The sequence below is a fragment of the Leifsonia poae genome (assembly GCF_020009625.1).
Lineage (GTDB): Bacteria > Actinomycetota > Actinomycetes > Actinomycetales > Microbacteriaceae > Leifsonia > Leifsonia poae_A.
In genome coordinates, this window is the sequence record NZ_JAIHLP010000002.1 from 632414 (window position 1) to 649324 (window position 16911).

The following is a 16911-nucleotide window of genomic DNA, read 5'->3' on the forward strand; positions in this document are numbered from 1 at the left end:
CGGGATGCTGGGGGCATGGCTTCACTCCTCCCTCGCCTCCTCACCACCGAGACTCTTCCCGCGGCTGAGCTGTGCGCCCTGCGCCTCGACGGAGCCCTTTACCGCGTCGCTGACGCCTTCGCGACCCTCGACACCCCCGACGACGCGGAGCTCCGCGCGGCGGCCTTCCTGCTGAGCGCGCCGCGCTCCGCCGTGGCCGACCGCGGAACCGCATCATGGATTCACGGCACCCGGCCGGAGCCGCCGCTCCCCCTTCAGGTGTGCGTCACGGCGCCCCGCCGAGGGTCGACAGCCGTCGCGCTACGGCTCGACATCCGTCAGACGGCACTGTCGGCTGGCGACACCGTCCGCCTCAGCGGCGCGCGTGTGACCGCGCCGGCACGCACCGCGATCGACCTGCTGCGAACCGAACCCCACTTCACCGACTCGCTCAGCTCCGAGATCCGGGCGCTTCTCGACCGTGCCGGGGTCGGGCCCGAGAGCTGCAGGAGGAAGATCCTGCGGCACGCCCGCACCCCGGGAACCGTGCGAGCGATCGAACGGCTCGAGGCGCTGGGTCAGCCGGCACTGACGCGGTACACGTCGTAGACCGCATCGATGCGACGCACGGCGTTCAGCACACGATCGAGATGCGTGGTGTCCCCCATTTCGAAGACGAAACGGCTGAGGGCGAGCCGATCACTGGAAGTCGTCACTGTCGCCGACAGGATGTTCACGTGGTACTCCGAGAGGACCCGCGTCACATCGGAGAGCAATCCGGAACGGTCGAGCGCCTCCACCTGGATCTGCACCAGGAAGACGCTCTTCGAGCTCGGCGCCCACTCCACCTCGATCATGCGATCCGGTTCTTGCAAGAGCGATTGCACATTGCGGCAATCCGCCTGGTGCACCGACACTCCCGCACCGCGCGTCACGAAGCCGACGATCGGGTCGCCGGGAACCGGGGTACAGCATTTCGCCAATTTGACGAGGATGTCCGGTGCGCCCCGCACGAGAACACCCGAGTCGCTGTTGCGGAGCTGGCGGGAGCGGCCCTTGACCGGGATCTCCATCTCGACGGCTTCGCCCTCGGCGGCCGACTGCACCGAGGCGACGACCTTCTCGATCACCGATTGGGTCGAGACGTGCCCTTCGCCGACCGCGGCGTAGAGCGCCGACACGTCTTCGTACTTGAGCACGGACGCCACCTCGGAGAGCGCATCCTGCGACATGAGCTTCTGCAACGGCAGGTTCTGCTTGCGCATGGCCCGGGCGATCGCATCTTTGCCCTGCTCGATCGCCTCGTCGCGGCGTTCCTTGGTGAACCACTGCCGGATCTTATTGCGGGCGCGGGGGCTCTTGACGAAGTTGAGCCAGTCTTGGCTGGGGCCGGAATCGGGGTTCTTCGAGGTGAACACCTCGACGACATCGCCGGTGGTGAGGACGCTCTCGAGAGGGACGAGACGTCCATTCACCTTGGCGCCCATCGTGCGGTGCCCGACCTCGGTGTGCACGGCGTAGGCGAAGTCCACCGGGGTCGCGCCCGCCGGAAGACCGATCACGCGCCCCTTCGGGGTGAAGACGTAAACCTCTTTGGCGCCGATCTCGAAGCGGAGCGAGTCGAGGAACTCGCTCGGGTCGGCCGTCTCGGCCTGCCAATCGGAGATGTGGGCGAGCCACGCCAGGTCTGTGTCGACCAGCGCGGAACCGCCCGAGCTCTTCCCGGTGGTCTGCTCCTTGTACTTCCAGTGCGCCGCCACGCCGAACTCGGCACGCTGGTGCATCTCCTCGGTGCGGATCTGAATCTCGACCGGGCGCCCTTCCGGGCCGATCACGGTCGTGTGCAACGACTGGTAGAGGTTGAACTTCGGCGTCGCGATGTAGTCCTTGAACCGACCCGGCATCGGCGTCCACCGTGCGTGAATGGAGCCGAGCACCGCGTAGCAGTCCCGCACCGAGTTCACCAGAACCCGAATGCCCACCAGGTCGTAGATCTCGTCGAACTCACGCCCGCGCACGACCATCTTCTGGTAGATCGAGTAATACTGTTTCGGCCGTCCGACGACTTTGCCGCGGATCTTCGCGCCCTTGAGGTCGTCGTTGATCGCATCGATCACCTGTTGCACGAGGCGCTCGCGCTCCGGGGTGCGCTGACGCACCAGGCTCTCGATCTCGGCATACAGCTTGGGGTACAGCACCGCGAACGACAGGTCTTCGAGCTCCCATTTGATCGCCTGGATCCCCAGGCGATGCGCCAGCGGCGCGTAGATTTCCAGTGTCTCGGTGGCTTTGCGGGTGGCGGAGGCCGCCGGAACGAATCCCCAGGTGCGGGCATTGTGAAGCCGGTCGGCCAGCTTGATGATGAGAACTCGGATGTCTTTCGACATCGCCACGATCATCTTGCGCACCGTCTCGGCCTGGGCGCTGTCGCCGTATTTGACCTTGTCGAGCTTGGTCACACCGTCGACGAGCATGGCGATCTCGTCGCCGAACGCATCCCTCAGCTCATCGAGCTTGTAGTCGGTGTCTTCGACGGTGTCGTGCAGCAGTGCCGCCGCGATCGTCTTCGCCCCGATGCCGAGGTCGGCGAGGATCTGCGCGACAGCGACCGGATGCGTGATGTACGGCTCACCCGACCGGCGCTTCTGCCCGGAATGGGCGCGCTCGGCGACCGTGTACGCCCGCTCGATGAGCGAGAGGTCGGCCTTGGGATGGTGCAGACGCACCGTGCGGATGAGCGTGTCGACGGCTCCTGCCGGCTGAGCACGCGAGAAGATGCGCGGCACGAGACGGCGCAGGGAAGCGGTCTGCGGTGTCGAAGTATCAACCATGTGCGCGCCTCCTGCCTCCCATTATCGCGGTCCTCGGGCCACGTTCCGACCGCGGGTCACAGCGGGCACTCAGGAGACCGTTCCGGCCGAGCCGTCGTCGCGCACGACCGGCGCCCCATCCGACTGCCAGGCGTCCATTCCGCCGGCGACGTTGGCAGCCGGGTAGTCGGCTCGTCTGAGGGCGTCGGTGGCGAACCGCGAACGCCCGCCGGTGTGGCAGATCACCAGGATCTGCTCGTCGTCGGGAAGCTCCTGCAGACGCGCCCCGAGTTCGGCCAGCGGGATGTGGTGGGCGCCGGGGGCATGCCCGGCCTGCCACTCGAAGCCCTCACGGACATCGAGCAGCCAGGCCGAGCCGGCCTCGACGAGTTCGCGGGCGCGCACGGCGCTCACCTCGTCTGCGTCGAGATAAGAACCGGGCACGTCACTCCCCTACTCTGCGGCGACCGCGGCGGCTTCGGGCTTGACGGCCTTAGGGCGGATCGCGAGAACCTTCGCGTCATGCTTCTTGACGGCGGCTTCGCCCTCCCGGAACTGGGAGTACATCGGAGCGGCCAGGAAGATCGTCGAGTACGTGCCGACGACGATGCCGATGAGCAGCGCAAGCGAGATGTCGCGCAGGGTGTCCGCGCCGAGCGCGAAGGCGCCGAGGAACAGGATCGAGGCGACCGGCAGCACCGCGACGACGGCGGTGTTGATCGATCGCACCAGGGTCTGGTTCACGGCGAGGTTCACCGATTCGGCGAAGGTGCGCCGTGTGAGCTCGAACTCCTCCTTGGTGTTCTCCCGCACCTTGTCGAACACCACGACCGTGTCGTAGAGCGAGTAGCCGAGGATGGTCAGGAAGCCGATCATCGTGGCAGGCGAGACCTCGAACCCGACGAGGGCGTAGATCCCCGCCGTGATGATGAGGTCGTGGAACAACGAGATGATCGCCGAGGCCGACATCTTCCAGGTTCGGAAGTACAACGCCATCGCGATGAATGCCAGCAGCAGGAAGACGACGAGACCCTGGATGGACTGCTGGGTCACATCCGCACCCCACGAGGGCCCGACGAAGGTCGAGGCGACCTCGGTGATCGGAACGTTGTACGCCTTCGCCAGCGCGTCCGCGACCTCTTTGGTCTGCTCTTCCGAGAGCTGGTCGGTCTGCACGCGCACCGAGTTGTTGTTGACCGTCGTGACGTGCGCGACGGCATTCGGAACCACGCTGGAGAGCGCATCCTGCGCCTTCGCCTGCGAAGTGTCGTCCACCTTGGTGATCTGGAACTGCGACCCACCGCGGAACTCGATGCTGAAGTTGAATCCGCCTTTGAGAACCGGGATGAGAATCGCGACGATGATCATGACCGCCGCGATGGCGTACCAGATCTTGCGCTTGCCGACGAAGTCGAAGGAGCGTGCGCCGGTGTAGAGGTCGTTACCGAACTGCGTGAGACGACTGGCCATCAGGAGTCCTTCCCCCCGGTCTTGCTATCAGAGGACGAAGAGACAGATGCCAATTCGGCGGCCTTGCGCTCGGCGATGGTCTGGCGGCGAGCCGCTTCCTTGCCGGCGCTGGCGGCCTTGCCGACGCTCACATCGACCGGCTTGCGGAATTGCGCCGCGCCCCGATAGACAGCGCCGAGGGCCTGCGGGTCGAGACCCGACCACGGGTTCCCGCTGTTGAAGAAGCGGGTCTTGGCCAGCAGCTGCAGGGTCGGGTGCGTGAACAGCATCACCACGAGAACGTCGATGACCGTCGTCAGACCGAGGGTGAACGCGAATCCGCGAACGTTGGCGGCAGCGAGGACATAGAGCACCACGGCGGCGAGGAGGTTGGTGGCCTTCGACGCGTAGATGGTTCGCTGCGCGCGCTTCCATCCCGCTTCGACGGCGGATTCGAGACCTCTCCCGTCGCGCAACTCGTCACGTATTCGCTCGAAGTACACGATGAAGGAGTCGGCCGTGAATCCGATCGCGACGATCAAACCCGCCACACCTGCCAACGACAATCGGTAGTCGTAGTGCCACGAAAGCAACGAGATCGTCAGATAGGTGAGGGCCGCGGCGACCACGAGCGAGACGATCGTGACGAACCCGAGAAGGCGATACTGGAAAAGGGTGTAGATCGCGACGAGGATCAGGCCGATCAAACCGGCGATCAGCCCGCTCAACAACTGGGTCGAGCCGAGCGTGGCCGAGATCGTGTCTTGGCTCTGCACCTTGAACGAGAATGGGAGCGCGCCGAACTTCAACTGGTCAGCGAGCGTCTGCGCCGAGGTCTGCGTAAAATTTCCCGTGATCTGGGGTCGACCGTCGGTGATGACGGCGTTCGTCGTCGGCGCCGAGATGACCTTGCCGTCGAGCACGATGGCGAACTGGTTCTGCGCACCGGTCAGACCGTTCAGGCGGGTTGTCACGGTGGCGAACGCCTTGGTGCCCTCGTCGTTGAAGACGATGTTCACGCCCCACTGACCCGTCACGCCGCTGGAGCTCTGCACCAGGCCGCTGCTCGCATCCTTGATGTCCTGACCCTTGACCTCGACGGGCCCGAGGATGTACTTCGCCGAGCCGTTGTCTTCACAGGTGATGAGGGGCTTGTCGGCCGGCGCGACGCTGTTGTTGTTCTTCGCCGCCTCGGACGAGCAGGAGTACGCGTCGAACTGCGCCTGCAGCTCCGGTGTCACCCAGGCGAGGTCGCTGCCATTCGTCGGCTTCGTCGACGGTGTGGACTGCAGGCCCGGTGCGGGAGTCGGCGCCGGCGTTGACTTGCCGTCGGCCCCGACCACCTCGTTCGTCGGCCCGCTCGCGGCGAGAACCGCGCGGAAGTCGAGCTTGGCACTGGCCTTGATGCGGTCGAGCGTCTGCTGGTCGGGCGTGCCGGGGATCGAGACGACGATGTTCCTCGACCCCTCGGTCGAGATCTCCGACTCGGAGACGCCGGAAGCGTCGATGCGCTGGCGGATGATCGAGACGGCCTGGTCGAGCTGCTGCTGCTGAACGGTCTGACCGTTCTCGACTTGCGGCGCCAGGATGATCTGGGTGCCGCCCTGGAGGTCGAGCGCGAGCTTGGGCAGCCACGTCGCGTTGCTCCAGATGACGCCCGCCGTGAGCGTTCCGAGAAGCACGACGACGATAGCGCCGAGCCACGTCAGTGAACGCCAGGCTTTTTTGACCGGGGTCGACTTTGCCACCTAGGTACTCAGCTTTCTACGAGCGTGCCCACGTCGCATCGACGTGGGCACACAGGGGAATGGGTCAGTCGTCGCTCTTGGCGCCGGGCTTCTTGTGCGCCTCGTCGATCCGCTCACCGAACTCCGGCTCGGACAGCGGGATCGCGTGGTCTTGGTTGAGCTCGGCCACCGACGGCTCCGTCTCGTCGGCGGGCTCGTCGACCTTGGGCTCGACGACGCGGGCGAGAACCTGACGGTGCACCTTGATGATGACTCCCGGCGTGGTCTCGACGAGAGCGGTGTTGTCGTCTTCATCGACGGACAGCAGCTTGCCGTACATGCCGAAGTTGGTCATGACATCGGCGCCGGCGACCATCTTCGAGCGCGTCTCAGCCTGTTCCTTCTGGCGCTTACGGCTGTTGCGGAACATGAAGAAGATGAGCGCCGCCAGGACGACGACCATCACGATGGTTAAGGGGTCAATGGGCATGAAGTCTGCCGAACCTTCCGGTGCGATTGTGGGAATGGCCGAGAGGCCAGCTTGAATTATAAGTCATCCATCAGGGATGGTTGCTGTGAGAGCGCTTGCTGCGGGCCCGGAATCCCGAAATGCCGCCAGGCCGACGGGGTGGCCACGCGACCGCGCGGGGTTCTCGACAGCAGCCCGATACGCACCAGGAACGGCTCGACGACCGACTCTATCGTCTCGGACTCCTCCCCGACCGACACAGCCAACGTGTTCAGCCCGACCGGACCACCGTCGAAGCGTTCGAGAATGGCGTGGAGCACCGCCCGGTCGAGCCGATCGAGCCCGAGCGCATCCACGTCGTAGAGCTCCAGCGCGGCGCGTACGGCGTGGATATCGGCACGCTGCCCGTGCACCAGGGCGTAGTCGCGAACACGCCGCAGCAGCCGATTGGCGATTCGCGGCGTTCCTCGGCAGCGCCCGGCGATCTCCGCCAGCGCCTCCCGATCGACGTCGAACTCGAGCATCACGGCCGCTCGCGTGAGCACCTGGGTGAGCTCGGCCTCGTCGTAGAACTCCAGATGGGCGGTGAACCCGAACCGGTCACGCAGCGGGTTCGGCAGCAACCCCGATCTGGTCGTCGCACCCACCAGGGTGAACGGGGCGAGGTCGAGCGGGATCGAGGTCGCCCCTGCGCCCTTGCCCACCATGATGTCGATGCGGAAGTCCTCCATCGCCAGATAGAGCATCTCCTCGGCGGAGCGCGCCATGCGGTGGATCTCGTCGATGAAGAGCACCTCGCCCGGCGTCAGAGACGACAGCAGGGCAGCGAGATCGCCGGCGTGTTGGATGGCCGGGCCGCTCGACATCCGTAGCGGGCGTGCGCTCTCGTGCGCGACGATCATCGCGAGAGTCGTCTTTCCGAGTCCCGGAGGCCCTGCCAAGAGGATGTGGTCGGCGGTCCGATCCTGCATTTTAGCGGCGGTGAGCAGCAGCTGCAACTGCCCTCGCACCTTCGCCTGACCGACGAACTCGGCGAGCGAACGCGGTCGGAGTGCACCCTCGAACGCGAGCTCGGAGTCTGACTCCAGCTCGGGTGCGGTGAGATCCTCGTCGTCGGTCACGGTCATACCCGCCCGGTCTGCGTGGCCGGCCCGAGACGGGCGAGTGTGAGACGCAGCAGCGTCTGAACACTGTCGCGCAGCTTCTCATCCGTGTCGGCGATGACCTCGGCCACGGCCTCCGCCGCCACCTTCTCTTGCCAACCGAGGCCGACGAGCGCGACGAGCACGCTGTCGCCGACGGACGACGGCGACCCGCCGTTCGCCGGAGCGGCGGGGGCGCGTCGCGTGACGACGAGCTTGCCGGAGAGGGAGACGACGATGAGTTTTGCCGTCTTCGGGCCGATTCCCGAGACCTTGCGGAAGGGGGCGTCGTCGTCGGCCGCCACCGCATCTGCGATCTGGTCGGGCGAGAGCACGGCGAGGACACCGATGGCCGATTTCGGCCCCACGCCTGACACGCCGGTCAACAGGTCGAACACCTGCAACCGCTCGATGTCGGCGAAGCCGAACAGCGAGAGCGCGTCTTCGCGGACGATGAGCGAGGTCAGCACGAAGGCCTCGTCGCCCACGCGCAGGGAGAGCACATGATCGGGGGTCAGCTGCACGGAGAACCCGACACCGCCGACCTCGATCACCGCCGTTCCCCCGCTGGCGGCGAGAACCGTGCCACGGAGAGAGGAGATCACCTGGCCAGCCTACGGGGCCCCGCCGACGCCCGCCCCGAACGCTCCGCGGCGCGCCACGCGGCCTGAGCCGGCGTGAGCTCGGCACCATCGGCGCCGCCGGTCGCCGGCGGTGCGCCGCGCCAGGCGTGACAGATCGCGATCGCGAGCGCATCCGCGGCGTCGGCGGGTTTCGGCACCTCCGCGAGCCCGAGGATGCGCGCCACCATCGCCTGAACCTGCTTCTTGTCGGCGGCACCGTACCCCGTGATCGCCGCCTTCACCTCGCTCGGGGTGTGCAGGGCGACGGTGAGGCCGCGCTTGGCGGCCGCGTGGAGCGCCACACCACTCACCTGGGCGACACCCATGACGGTGTGGAGGTTGTGCTGCGCGAAGACCCGCTCAATCGCCACCACGGCCGGGCCGTGCTCATCAAGCAGGTCTTCGATTCCGGATCCGACGGCGAGAAGACGCTGTTCCAGCGGCATCGTCGGCGGCGTGCGGATGACCGTGACGGCCACCAGCGTCGCCCGCCGATCGGGGCGCACGTCGACGACCCCGACACCGCAGCGTGTGAGTCCCGGGTCGATGCCCAGAACCCGGAGCGTCATGGCGTCTCCCGCTTACTCGGCCTCGAGCTCGGCCTGCACCTCGGGGGTGAGATCGAGATTGGTGTAGACGTTCTGCACATCGTCCGAGTCTTCGAGCGCGTCGATGAGGCGGAAGACCTTGCGCGCGGTCTCGGCATCGGCTTCGACGTTGACCGTGGCGACGAACTCGACGTCGGCCGAGTCGTAATCGATGCCGGCCTCCTGCAGCGCCGTGCGCACGGCGACCAGATCGGTCGCCTCGGTGAGGACCTCGAAGCTCTCGCCCCGGTCCGTCACATCTTCGGCTCCGGCGTCGAGCACGGCCGCGAGCACGTCGTCTTCCGTGACGCCATCGGCGTGCGGTACGACGATGACACCCTTGCGGTGGAAGTTGTATGCGACGCTGCCCGGGTCGGCCATGGTGCCGCCGTTACGCGTCATCGCGGTGCGCACCTCGGCGGCCGCGCGGTTCTTGTTCTCGGTGAGGCACTCGATCAACAGGGCGACGCCGTTGGAGCCGTAACCCTCGTACATGATCGTCGAGTAGTCGATCGACTCACCGCTGAGCCCGGCACCGCGTTTGATCGCGCGATCGATGTTGTCGTTCGGGACCGAGGTCTTCTTGGCCTTCTGAACCGCGTCGACGAGCGTCGGGTTGCCCGACATGTCGGCTCCGCCCATCTTGGCGGCGACCTCGATGTTCTTGATGAGCTTCGCGAACGACTTCGCCCGACGCTGGTCGATGACGGCCTTCTTGTGCTTGGTCGTTGCCCATTTGGAATGCCCGGACACTGTGCTCCCTCACCTACGTCTAAAGATCCTGTCCATTGTAGAGCCTCGCCCCGGGCTCCCCCGCGCGTCTCCATGGGCTTCCCGCACGGATCACAGCTGCCGAGTGACGTCCAGCCCCGCTTCGGCGATGATGCGCGAGGCCGTCTCAGCCGCGCTGCTCGACGAATCGACGAGACGCTCGTCGATACCGTCGAGGAGGTCGCGCTCCACGTACCAGCGCCGCAGCTCGTCTGCGCCGAACGAGCCCGCCTTGTCACGCGAGGCGTGACGTACCACCGTCACCTCGAAGGGGATGTCGAAGTAGTAGAACCACGAATCGACGCCGTCGATCGATGCCAGGGTCGCCAGGAGCGATGTGTAACGATCGCGGCTCAGAATCCCGTCGAGCACGACGGCCGGGGATGCAGTCAGCGCGTAGCGCGCCACGAGTTCGATGAGGTCGGTATTCGCGCCGTCGTTCGTCTCGCGCGCGCCCAGCACGCCCCGGCGCAGATAGTCCTGCTCCACGAGCGCGACCCCCTCGCCGAGACGCTCCCGCAGCAGCCGCGCGACCGTCGACTTGCCCGAGCCGGCATTGCCGCGGAGCACGATCAGCTTCACGCTGAGCGCACCTTGCCGAGGAAGTACTCGTGGAACCGCATCTCCCCCGTGATCTCCGGATGGAAGGACGTGCCCACGAGGTTGCCCTGTTCCACCGCGACGACGCGCCCATCGGCCAGGTTCGCCAACGACGTCGCCTTCGGCCCGACGCTTTCCACGATCGGAGCCCGGATGAAGACGGCGTGCATCGGCGAGTCGCCGACCGCCGGCACATCCAGGTCGGTCTCGAACGAGTCGAGCTGCGAGCCGAAGGCGTTGCGGCGCACCGAGACGTCGAGCCCGCCCAGGCTCTGCTGACCGGTGATCCCGTCGAGGACGCGATCGGCGAGCATGATCAGCCCGGCACACGTTCCGTACACCGGAAGACCGTCGGCGATGGCCTGCTTCAGCGGTTCGGCGAGACCGAAGGTGCGCGACAGCTTGTCCATGACGCTCGACTCGCCACCGGGAATCACCAGGCCGCCCACGTCGGCGAGCTCGGCGGCGCGCCGCACCGGGACGACGTCCGCACCGAGCTCACGCAATACGGCGATGTGCTCGCGGACGTCGCCCTGCAGGGCGAGGACGCCGACGCGGGGGCTACCAGCCACGCTCGGAGAGGCGGTGCGGTGCGGCAAGGTCGGACACGTTGATGCCGACCATCGCCTCGCCCAGACCGCGCGACACGTCTGCGATGACCGACGGGTCGTCGTAGAACGTCGTCGCCTTCACGACCGCCGCGGCGCGCTGCGCCGGGTTGCCGGACTTGAAGATGCCCGAACCGACGAAGACACCGTCGGCGCCCAGCTGCATCATCATCGCCGCGTCGGCCGGTGTGGCGACACCGCCCGCAGTGAACAGCACGACCGGCAGCGTGCCGGTCTCGGCGACCTCGACGACGAGGTCGTACGGGGCCTGGAGCTCCTTGGCGGCGACGTAGAGCTCGTCTTTGCTCATCGAACTCAGCGCGGCGATCTCCGACTTGATCTTGCGGATGTGCTTGGTCGCCTCCGAGACGTCGCCGGTGCCGGCCTCGCCCTTCGAGCGGATCATCGCCGCGCCCTCGTTGATGCGGCGGAGTGCCTCACCGAGATTGGTGGCGCCGCAAACGAACGGCACGGTGAAGCCCCACTTGTCGATGTGGTTCACGTAGTCGGCCGGGCTCAGCACCTCGGACTCGTCGATGTAGTCCACGTCGAGGGCCTGGAGCACCTGCGCCTCGACGAAGTGGCCGATGCGGGCCTTCGCCATGACCGGGATGGAGACCTCGGCGATGATCGCCTCGATCAGGTCGGGGTCGCTCATCCGGGCGACGCCGCCCTGCGAGCGGATGTCGGCCGGAACGCGCTCGAGCGCCATCACGGCGACGGCTCCGGCATCTTCGGCGATGCGAGCCTGCTCGGGCGTCACGACGTCCATGATGACGCCGCCCTTGAGCATTTCGGCCAGTCCGCGCTTGACGCGGTTCGATCCGGTGGCGGTGCCCTGTTCCGTGTCTGTCATCGAAAGTCCTCTCGTCGGGAACAAAGATAGGTTTGACCTATGCCAAACGATAGCACTCCGGATCCGGCTCACTAGACTCGACTTCCGGGAGCGAAATGGACGAGACGAGCATCACGGGAACGACCGCGGCGGAGATCGCAGCGAGTGTGCGCGCCCTCCACGAACGCGGCGCCCTGCGTACGGGAGACGCCCTCCCCCCGGTGCGCGAGCTCGCCGCCCTTCTCAGCGTGAACCGCAACACGGCCGTCGCGGCGTACCGTCTGCTGGCGCAAGCCGGTGTTGTCGTCGCCCGAGGCCGGGCCGGCACGGTCGTCGCTGGCCACGAGGCCGTCGCTCAGGAGGGCTACACGGCCGATACCGTGCTGCGCGACATCGGCACGGGGAACCCGGACCCCCACCGCATCCCGAACCCGTCGACCGCGCTCGCCGGCGCGATCGGTCGACCTGTGCTCTACGGCGAGCCGGTCATCGACCCGGCCCTCGAGTCGCGCGCCCTCGACTGGGTGCGCGACGACCTCCCCGGGCGGGACCTCCGGATCACCGTCACCAGCGGTGCCGCGGATGCCGTCGAACGACTGCTCGCCCAATCCCTGCTCCGCGACGACGCCGTCGCCCTCGAAGACCCCTGCTTCCTCGCCAGCATCCACACCGTGCGCCTCGGGGGCTACCGCGCCGTTCCGGTGCCGGTCGATGACGAGGGGATGACGGTCGACGGAGTCCGCGCCGCCCTCGACGCGGGCGTCCGCGCGATCATCTGCACCCCGCGCGCCCAGAACCCGACCGGGGCGACGCTCTCCCCCCGACGCGCTGCCGCCTTGCGTGCCCTGCTGGCGGATCATCCGTACGTGCTCGTCATCGAGGACGACCACTACTCGATGCTCTCCCAACGGGTCTACGAGACGCTCATCGGCCCGGATCACCGGCGCTTCGCCCTGGTCCGCTCCGTGTCGAAGTTCCTCGGCCCGGATATGTGCCTCGCTGTCGCCGCGACCGATCCCGAGACGGCAGAACGCCTCGCCCTCCGCCTCAGCCCCGGCACGACCTGGGTGAGCCACCTGCTTCAGCGTCTCGTGCTCGCCCAGCTCATCGACGAGACGGCCTTGGCCGAGATCGCCGCCGCCGGGCGCCACTACGCCGAACGCAACGCCTCCTTCGCGGCCCGCCTCGCCGATCGGGGACTCCCGGCCGAGGCCCAGGACGGCCTCAACCTCTGGGTGACCCTGCCGATCGAGGCGAGGATCGTCGCCGAGCGTCTCACCCGGCGCGGTTGGCTCGCCCGAACCGGAGACGAGTTCGTTGTGGGCGAGCGGGCGGCACCGTCCCACCATCTGCGGTTGACCGTCCACGACCTCGAGGAGGAGGAGACCGCGCGTCTCCTCGACGACCTCGCGGACGCCACGCACGAAGCCTGGAACGGGGCCACCTCCGTGGGATGAGAGGATCGGAGGATGAAGATCCTGTCGATCCAGTCCGCTGTGGCCTACGGCCATGTGGGCAACTCCGCCGCCGTGTTCCCGCTCCAGCGCATCGGCGTCGAAGTCCTCCCCGTCTACACCGTGAACTTCTCCAATCACACGGGATACGGCGCCTGGCGTGGGCCGCTCATCGCTCCGGACGATGTGCGCGCCGTGATCACGGGCATCGAGGAGCGCGGGGTGCTGGGGCAGATCGACGCCGTCCTGTCCGGCTACCAGGGCAGCGAGGGCATCGGCGATGTCATCATCGACGCGGTGTCGCGGGTCAAGGCCGCCAACCCCGACGCCGTCTACGCCTGCGATCCGGTCATGGGGAACGCGGCCTCCGGCTGCTTCGTCGCACCGGCGATCCCCGAGCTGCTGCGCGAACGTGTCGTCCCCGTCGCCGACATCATCACACCCAACCAATTCGAACTCGGCTACCTCACCGGCACCTCCCCCGACACGCTGGAGTCCACGCTGGCCTCGGTCGATGCCGCTCGGGCCATGGGCCCGCGAACGGTGCTCGTGACGAGCGTCGAGCGGCCGGATCGCCCCGCCAACACGATCGAGATGCTCGCGGTCGACGACGCGGGCGCCTGGATCGTCGAGACCCCGCGACTGCCGATGAAGGCGAACGGGTCGGGCGATGTCACGGCCGCCCTGTTCACCGCTCACTACCTGCGCAGCGGTGAGGCCGAGACCGCGCTGCGCAAGACGGTGTCGAGCGTCTACGACCTTCTGGCTCGCACGCTGGAATCCGGCGAACGGGAACTGCAGCTCATCGAGTCACAGGAGTTCTACGCCGACCCGCGCGAGCAGTTCGCGGTGCGACACGTCCGCTGACCGGCAGGCCGGATGACCAGCAGGCCGGATGACCGGCAGGCCGAGCGGCGACGAAACCCCCGTCAGTCCGTCGGCCAGGCCGCCGCGAGCGAAGCGCGCACATCGCCGAGCAGCTGCGGGAGCGCCTTGGTCTTCGCGATGATCGGCAGGAAGTTCGCATCCTGGGCCCAGCGCGGCACGATGTGCTGATGCAGGTGCGCCGCGATACCGGCCCCCGCGACGGCACCCTGATTCATCCCGAGGTTGAAGCCGTCGTTGTGCGACACCTCGCGGATGACGCGCATGGCGGTCTGGGTGATCGACCCGATCTCGGCGACCTCCTCCGGCGTCGCCTCGTCGTAGAGGGCGATGTGGCGGTACGGGCACACCAGCAGGTGCCCGCTGTTGTAGGGGAACAGGTTGAGTAGCGCATAGGCGTGCTCGCCGCGGGCGACGATGAGGGCGTCCGCGTCGCTCAGGGTCGGGGCCACGCAGAACGGGCAGTCGTCCCTGTCGGGCTGCTGGCCGTTCTGGATGTAGACCATGCGGTGGGGCGTCCAGAGCCGCTGGAACTCATCGGGCACCCCGACCAGGGTGCCGGGGTCGTCGATGCGGACCGTCTCCGGCGCGTCATCGTCTCCCCCGGCCTCCTGGCCGTCGTAGTCGTGGATGCTCAGTCGAGCCATGCGGTGTCGACCTGCTCGTGCTTCTCGATCGCCCCCACGATGCGCTCGATCGCTTCGTCGATCGTCACGCCGTTGCGCTGGGTGCCGTCGCGGAACCGGAAGCTGACCGTGGCGGCCGCCGCATCCTCTTCACCCACGATCAGCTGGAACGGCACTTTGGCTTTGGTGTGCGTGCGGATCTTCTTCTGCATCCGGTCGTCGGAGTGGTCGACCTCGGCTCGCACTCCGCGGGCCTTCAGCCGCGAGATCACGTCGTCGAGGAACGTGCCGTAGGCATCGGCGACCGGGATGCCCACCACCTGCACCGGCGAGAGCCACACCGGGAACGCGCCGGCATAGTGCTCCAGCAGGATGGCGAAGAACCGTTCGATGGAGCCGAGCAGGGCACGGTGGATCATCGCCGGCTGTTTGCGGGTGCCATCGGCCGCGGTGTACTCCAGCTCGAACAGCTCCGGCTGGTTGAAGTCGAGTTGCACGGTGGAAAGCTGCCAGGTGCGGCCGATCGCATCCCTCGCCTGAACGGAGATCTTCGGGCCGTAGAACGCGGCGCCGCCGGGGTCGGCCACAAGATCGAGGCCCGACTCCACAGCGACCTGCCGCAGCGTCTCGGTGGCCTGCTCCCAGCTCTCGTCGGAGCCGACGTACTTGTCGGGATCTTTCGTCGACAGTTCGAGATAGAAGTTGTCGAGACCGTAGCCGCGCAGCGTCTCCAGCACGAACTCGAGCTGGCGCGCGACCTCGTCCTTGATCTGATCGTCGGTCACATAGATGTGGGCGTCATCCTGGGTGAGACCCCGCACACGGGTCAGGCCCGAGAGCGTTCCGCTCTTCTCATAGCGGTAGACCGTGCCGAACTCGGCAAGACGCAGCGGGAGCTCCCGGTAGCTGCGGCCGCGGGCCCGGAAGATCAGGTTGTGCATCGGGCAGTTCATGGGCTTCAGGTAGTAGTCCTGCCCCTGCCGGGTGACGTGCCCGTCGGCGTCGATCTCCTCGTCGAGGTGCATGGCCGGGAACATGCCCTCCTTGTACCAGTTGAGGTGCTGGCTGATCTCGTACAGGCGGCCCTTGGTGATGTGGGGCGTGTTCACGAGCTCGTAGTCGTTCGCGATGAGCCGCTCCCGCATGAAGTTCTCGATCTCGTTGCGGATGATGCCGCCCTTGGGGTGGAACACCGCCAGGCCCGAGCCGATCTCCTCGGGGAAACTGAACAGGTCGAGTTCGGCGCCCAGCTTGCGGTGGTCGCGTTTCGCTGCCTCCTCCATACGCAGCTGGTAGGCGCGCAGCTCATCCTTGGTCGGCCAGGCCGTGCCGTAGACGCGCTGCAACTGCTTGTTCTTCTCGTTTCCCCGCCAATATGCCGCAGCGACACGGGTGAGCGCCCAGCCGTTCCCGATCATGCGGGTGTTCGGCAGGTGCGGACCGCGGCAGAGATCCTTCCAGACCGTCTCGCCGGTCTTCGGGTCGACATTGTCGTAGATGGTCAGCTCGGCGCCGCCCACCTCGACGTTCTCGCTCTCGTCGAACGCCGGGGTGTCACCGTGGACGGCGCCGCCCTTGAGACCGATCAACTCGAGCTTGTACGGTTCGCCCGCCAGTTCGGCGCGGGCCTCGTCGTCCGTGACGACGCGGCGCACGAACCGCTGGCCGGCGCGCACGATGCGCGACATCTCCTTGTCCAGCGCCTTCAGATCTTCCGGCGTGAACGCCTCGACGACGTCGAAGTCGTAGTAGAACCCGTCGGTGATGGGCGGGCCGATCCCCAGCTTCGCCTCCGGGTTGATCGACTGCACCGCCTGAGCGAGCACATGCGCGGTGGAGTGGCGGAGGATGCTCAACCCGTCGGCCGAGTCGATGGTCACCGGCTCGACGGCATCCGTGGTCGTGACCTGCGTGGCGAGATCTTTCAGTTCGCCGTTGACGCGCATCGCGACAACGGAACGGTCGGTGAAGAGCTCGAAGCCGTCAGCCACCTTTTCCACTCCTAAAGTTCGTTGTTGAGGACGCAATCAACTTTAGTGGCGCGACGGATGCGAAAAAGACCCGAGCGTTTCCGCTCGGGTCTCGGCGGCTTCGGCGTTCGGGCGAACTCGGTCCACCCGCGCGTGATCCGCTCCCGGATGATCGACGGCATCGATGTCGAGGGACTGAACATCCCGCTGGACCGGGTCGGCGAACCCGAGGAGGTCTCGAACCTGGTGGTCTTCCTGTCCAGCGATGCGTCGAGCTGAGCGCGGCCGCGCTGCGAAAATACCATCGTAGCGCGGTTTTCGTGTTAGCGTGAGATGTCGCGCCGACGGGCATCGAGATCCGGCCTGGGCGCGCTCC

The 16911-nt window shown here is 67.0% G+C and carries 18 protein-coding genes; 4 read left to right on the top strand and 14 right to left on the bottom strand.

The window, feature by feature from the left end:
- Positions 1–15: 15 nt before the first annotated feature.
- The gene (locus K5L49_RS03735; RefSeq protein WP_223690672.1) at positions 16–588 is read left to right on the top strand and encodes a type IV toxin-antitoxin system AbiEi family antitoxin; all 573 of its coding nucleotides are present in this window, start codon (positions 16–18) and stop codon (positions 586–588) included.
- Here the strand turns inward: K5L49_RS03735 and K5L49_RS03740 are convergent.
- The 12 genes from K5L49_RS03740 to pdxS form a co-directional block, all read right to left on the bottom strand.
- Complete coding sequence (locus tag K5L49_RS03740) at positions 558–2810, bottom strand: RelA/SpoT family protein (RefSeq protein ID WP_223690673.1); 2253 nt, start codon at positions 2808–2810, stop codon at positions 558–560. The two genes, K5L49_RS03735 and K5L49_RS03740, sit on opposite strands and share 31 nt — an antisense overlap.
- A 69-nt stretch (positions 2811–2879) precedes the next feature.
- The gene (locus tag K5L49_RS03745; protein ID WP_374107671.1) at positions 2880–3233 is read right to left on the bottom strand and encodes a rhodanese-like domain-containing protein; all 354 of its coding nucleotides are present in this window, start codon (positions 3231–3233) and stop codon (positions 2880–2882) included.
- Between the two features lie 9 nt (positions 3234–3242).
- Positions 3243–4259: a protein translocase subunit SecF gene (gene secF / locus K5L49_RS03750; protein WP_223690674.1), complete on the bottom strand. Its 1017-nt coding sequence runs from the start codon at positions 4257–4259 to the stop codon at positions 3243–3245.
- Positions 4259–5986, bottom strand: coding sequence for a protein translocase subunit SecD (gene secD / locus K5L49_RS03755; protein ID WP_223690675.1), 1728 nt, complete (start codon positions 5984–5986; stop codon positions 4259–4261). Before secD ends, secF begins: the two co-directional genes overlap by 1 nt.
- Positions 5987–6050: 64 nt before the next feature.
- On the bottom strand, positions 6051–6455 hold the full coding sequence (locus tag K5L49_RS03760) for a preprotein translocase subunit YajC (RefSeq protein WP_223690676.1): 405 nt from the start codon (positions 6453–6455) through the stop codon (positions 6051–6053).
- Between the two features lie 56 nt (positions 6456–6511).
- On the bottom strand, positions 6512–7561 hold the full coding sequence (ruvB, locus tag K5L49_RS03765) for a Holliday junction branch migration DNA helicase RuvB (RefSeq protein ID WP_223690677.1): 1050 nt from the start codon (positions 7559–7561) through the stop codon (positions 6512–6514).
- Entirely contained in the window at positions 7558–8181 is a 624-nt protein-coding gene (gene ruvA, locus K5L49_RS03770) for a Holliday junction branch migration protein RuvA (protein ID WP_223690678.1), read from the bottom strand. The genes ruvB and ruvA overlap by 4 nt, the downstream gene beginning before the upstream one ends.
- Positions 8178–8768, bottom strand: a complete 591-nt coding sequence (gene ruvC, locus K5L49_RS03775; protein ID WP_223690679.1) for a crossover junction endodeoxyribonuclease RuvC — start codon at positions 8766–8768, stop codon at positions 8178–8180. Before ruvC ends, ruvA begins: the two co-directional genes overlap by 4 nt.
- Positions 8769–8780: 12 nt before the next feature.
- Positions 8781–9539, bottom strand: a complete 759-nt coding sequence (locus tag K5L49_RS03780; RefSeq protein WP_223690680.1) for a YebC/PmpR family DNA-binding transcriptional regulator — start codon at positions 9537–9539, stop codon at positions 8781–8783.
- Positions 9540–9629: 90 nt separating this feature from the next.
- Positions 9630–10139: an AAA family ATPase gene (locus K5L49_RS03785; protein WP_223690681.1), complete on the bottom strand. Its 510-nt coding sequence runs from the start codon at positions 10137–10139 to the stop codon at positions 9630–9632.
- The gene (gene pdxT / locus K5L49_RS03790) at positions 10136–10729 is read right to left on the bottom strand and encodes a pyridoxal 5'-phosphate synthase glutaminase subunit PdxT (RefSeq protein WP_223690682.1); all 594 of its coding nucleotides are present in this window, start codon (positions 10727–10729) and stop codon (positions 10136–10138) included. Before pdxT ends, K5L49_RS03785 begins: the two co-directional genes overlap by 4 nt.
- On the bottom strand, positions 10719–11621 hold the full coding sequence (gene pdxS / locus K5L49_RS03795; RefSeq protein WP_223690683.1) for a pyridoxal 5'-phosphate synthase lyase subunit PdxS: 903 nt from the start codon (positions 11619–11621) through the stop codon (positions 10719–10721). Before pdxS ends, pdxT begins: the two co-directional genes overlap by 11 nt.
- A gap of 95 nt (positions 11622–11716) precedes the next feature.
- On the opposite strand from pdxS, the gene K5L49_RS03800 reads away from it, so the two are divergent.
- A complete protein-coding gene (locus K5L49_RS03800) occupies positions 11717–13057 on the top strand; it encodes an aminotransferase class I/II-fold pyridoxal phosphate-dependent enzyme (protein WP_223690684.1) in 1341 nt (446 codons plus the stop codon).
- 12 nt (positions 13058–13069) lie between these two features.
- Complete coding sequence (pdxY, locus tag K5L49_RS03805) at positions 13070–13921, top strand: pyridoxal kinase PdxY (RefSeq protein WP_223690685.1); 852 nt, start codon at positions 13070–13072, stop codon at positions 13919–13921.
- A gap of 62 nt (positions 13922–13983) precedes the next feature.
- On the opposite strand, the gene K5L49_RS03810 is transcribed toward pdxY, so the two are convergent.
- Both K5L49_RS03810 and thrS read right to left on the bottom strand, forming a co-directional pair.
- Positions 13984–14586: an HIT family protein gene (locus tag K5L49_RS03810; protein ID WP_223690686.1), complete on the bottom strand. Its 603-nt coding sequence runs from the start codon at positions 14584–14586 to the stop codon at positions 13984–13986.
- Complete coding sequence (gene thrS, locus K5L49_RS03815; RefSeq protein ID WP_263299023.1) at positions 14574–16511, bottom strand: threonine--tRNA ligase; 1938 nt, start codon at positions 16509–16511, stop codon at positions 14574–14576. Before thrS ends, K5L49_RS03810 begins: the two co-directional genes overlap by 13 nt.
- A gap of 102 nt (positions 16512–16613) precedes the next feature.
- On the opposite strand from thrS, the gene K5L49_RS03820 reads away from it, so the two are divergent.
- Positions 16614–16814: an SDR family oxidoreductase gene (locus K5L49_RS03820; protein WP_223690688.1), complete on the top strand. Its 201-nt coding sequence runs from the start codon at positions 16614–16616 to the stop codon at positions 16812–16814.
- Positions 16815–16911 lie beyond the last annotated feature (97 nt).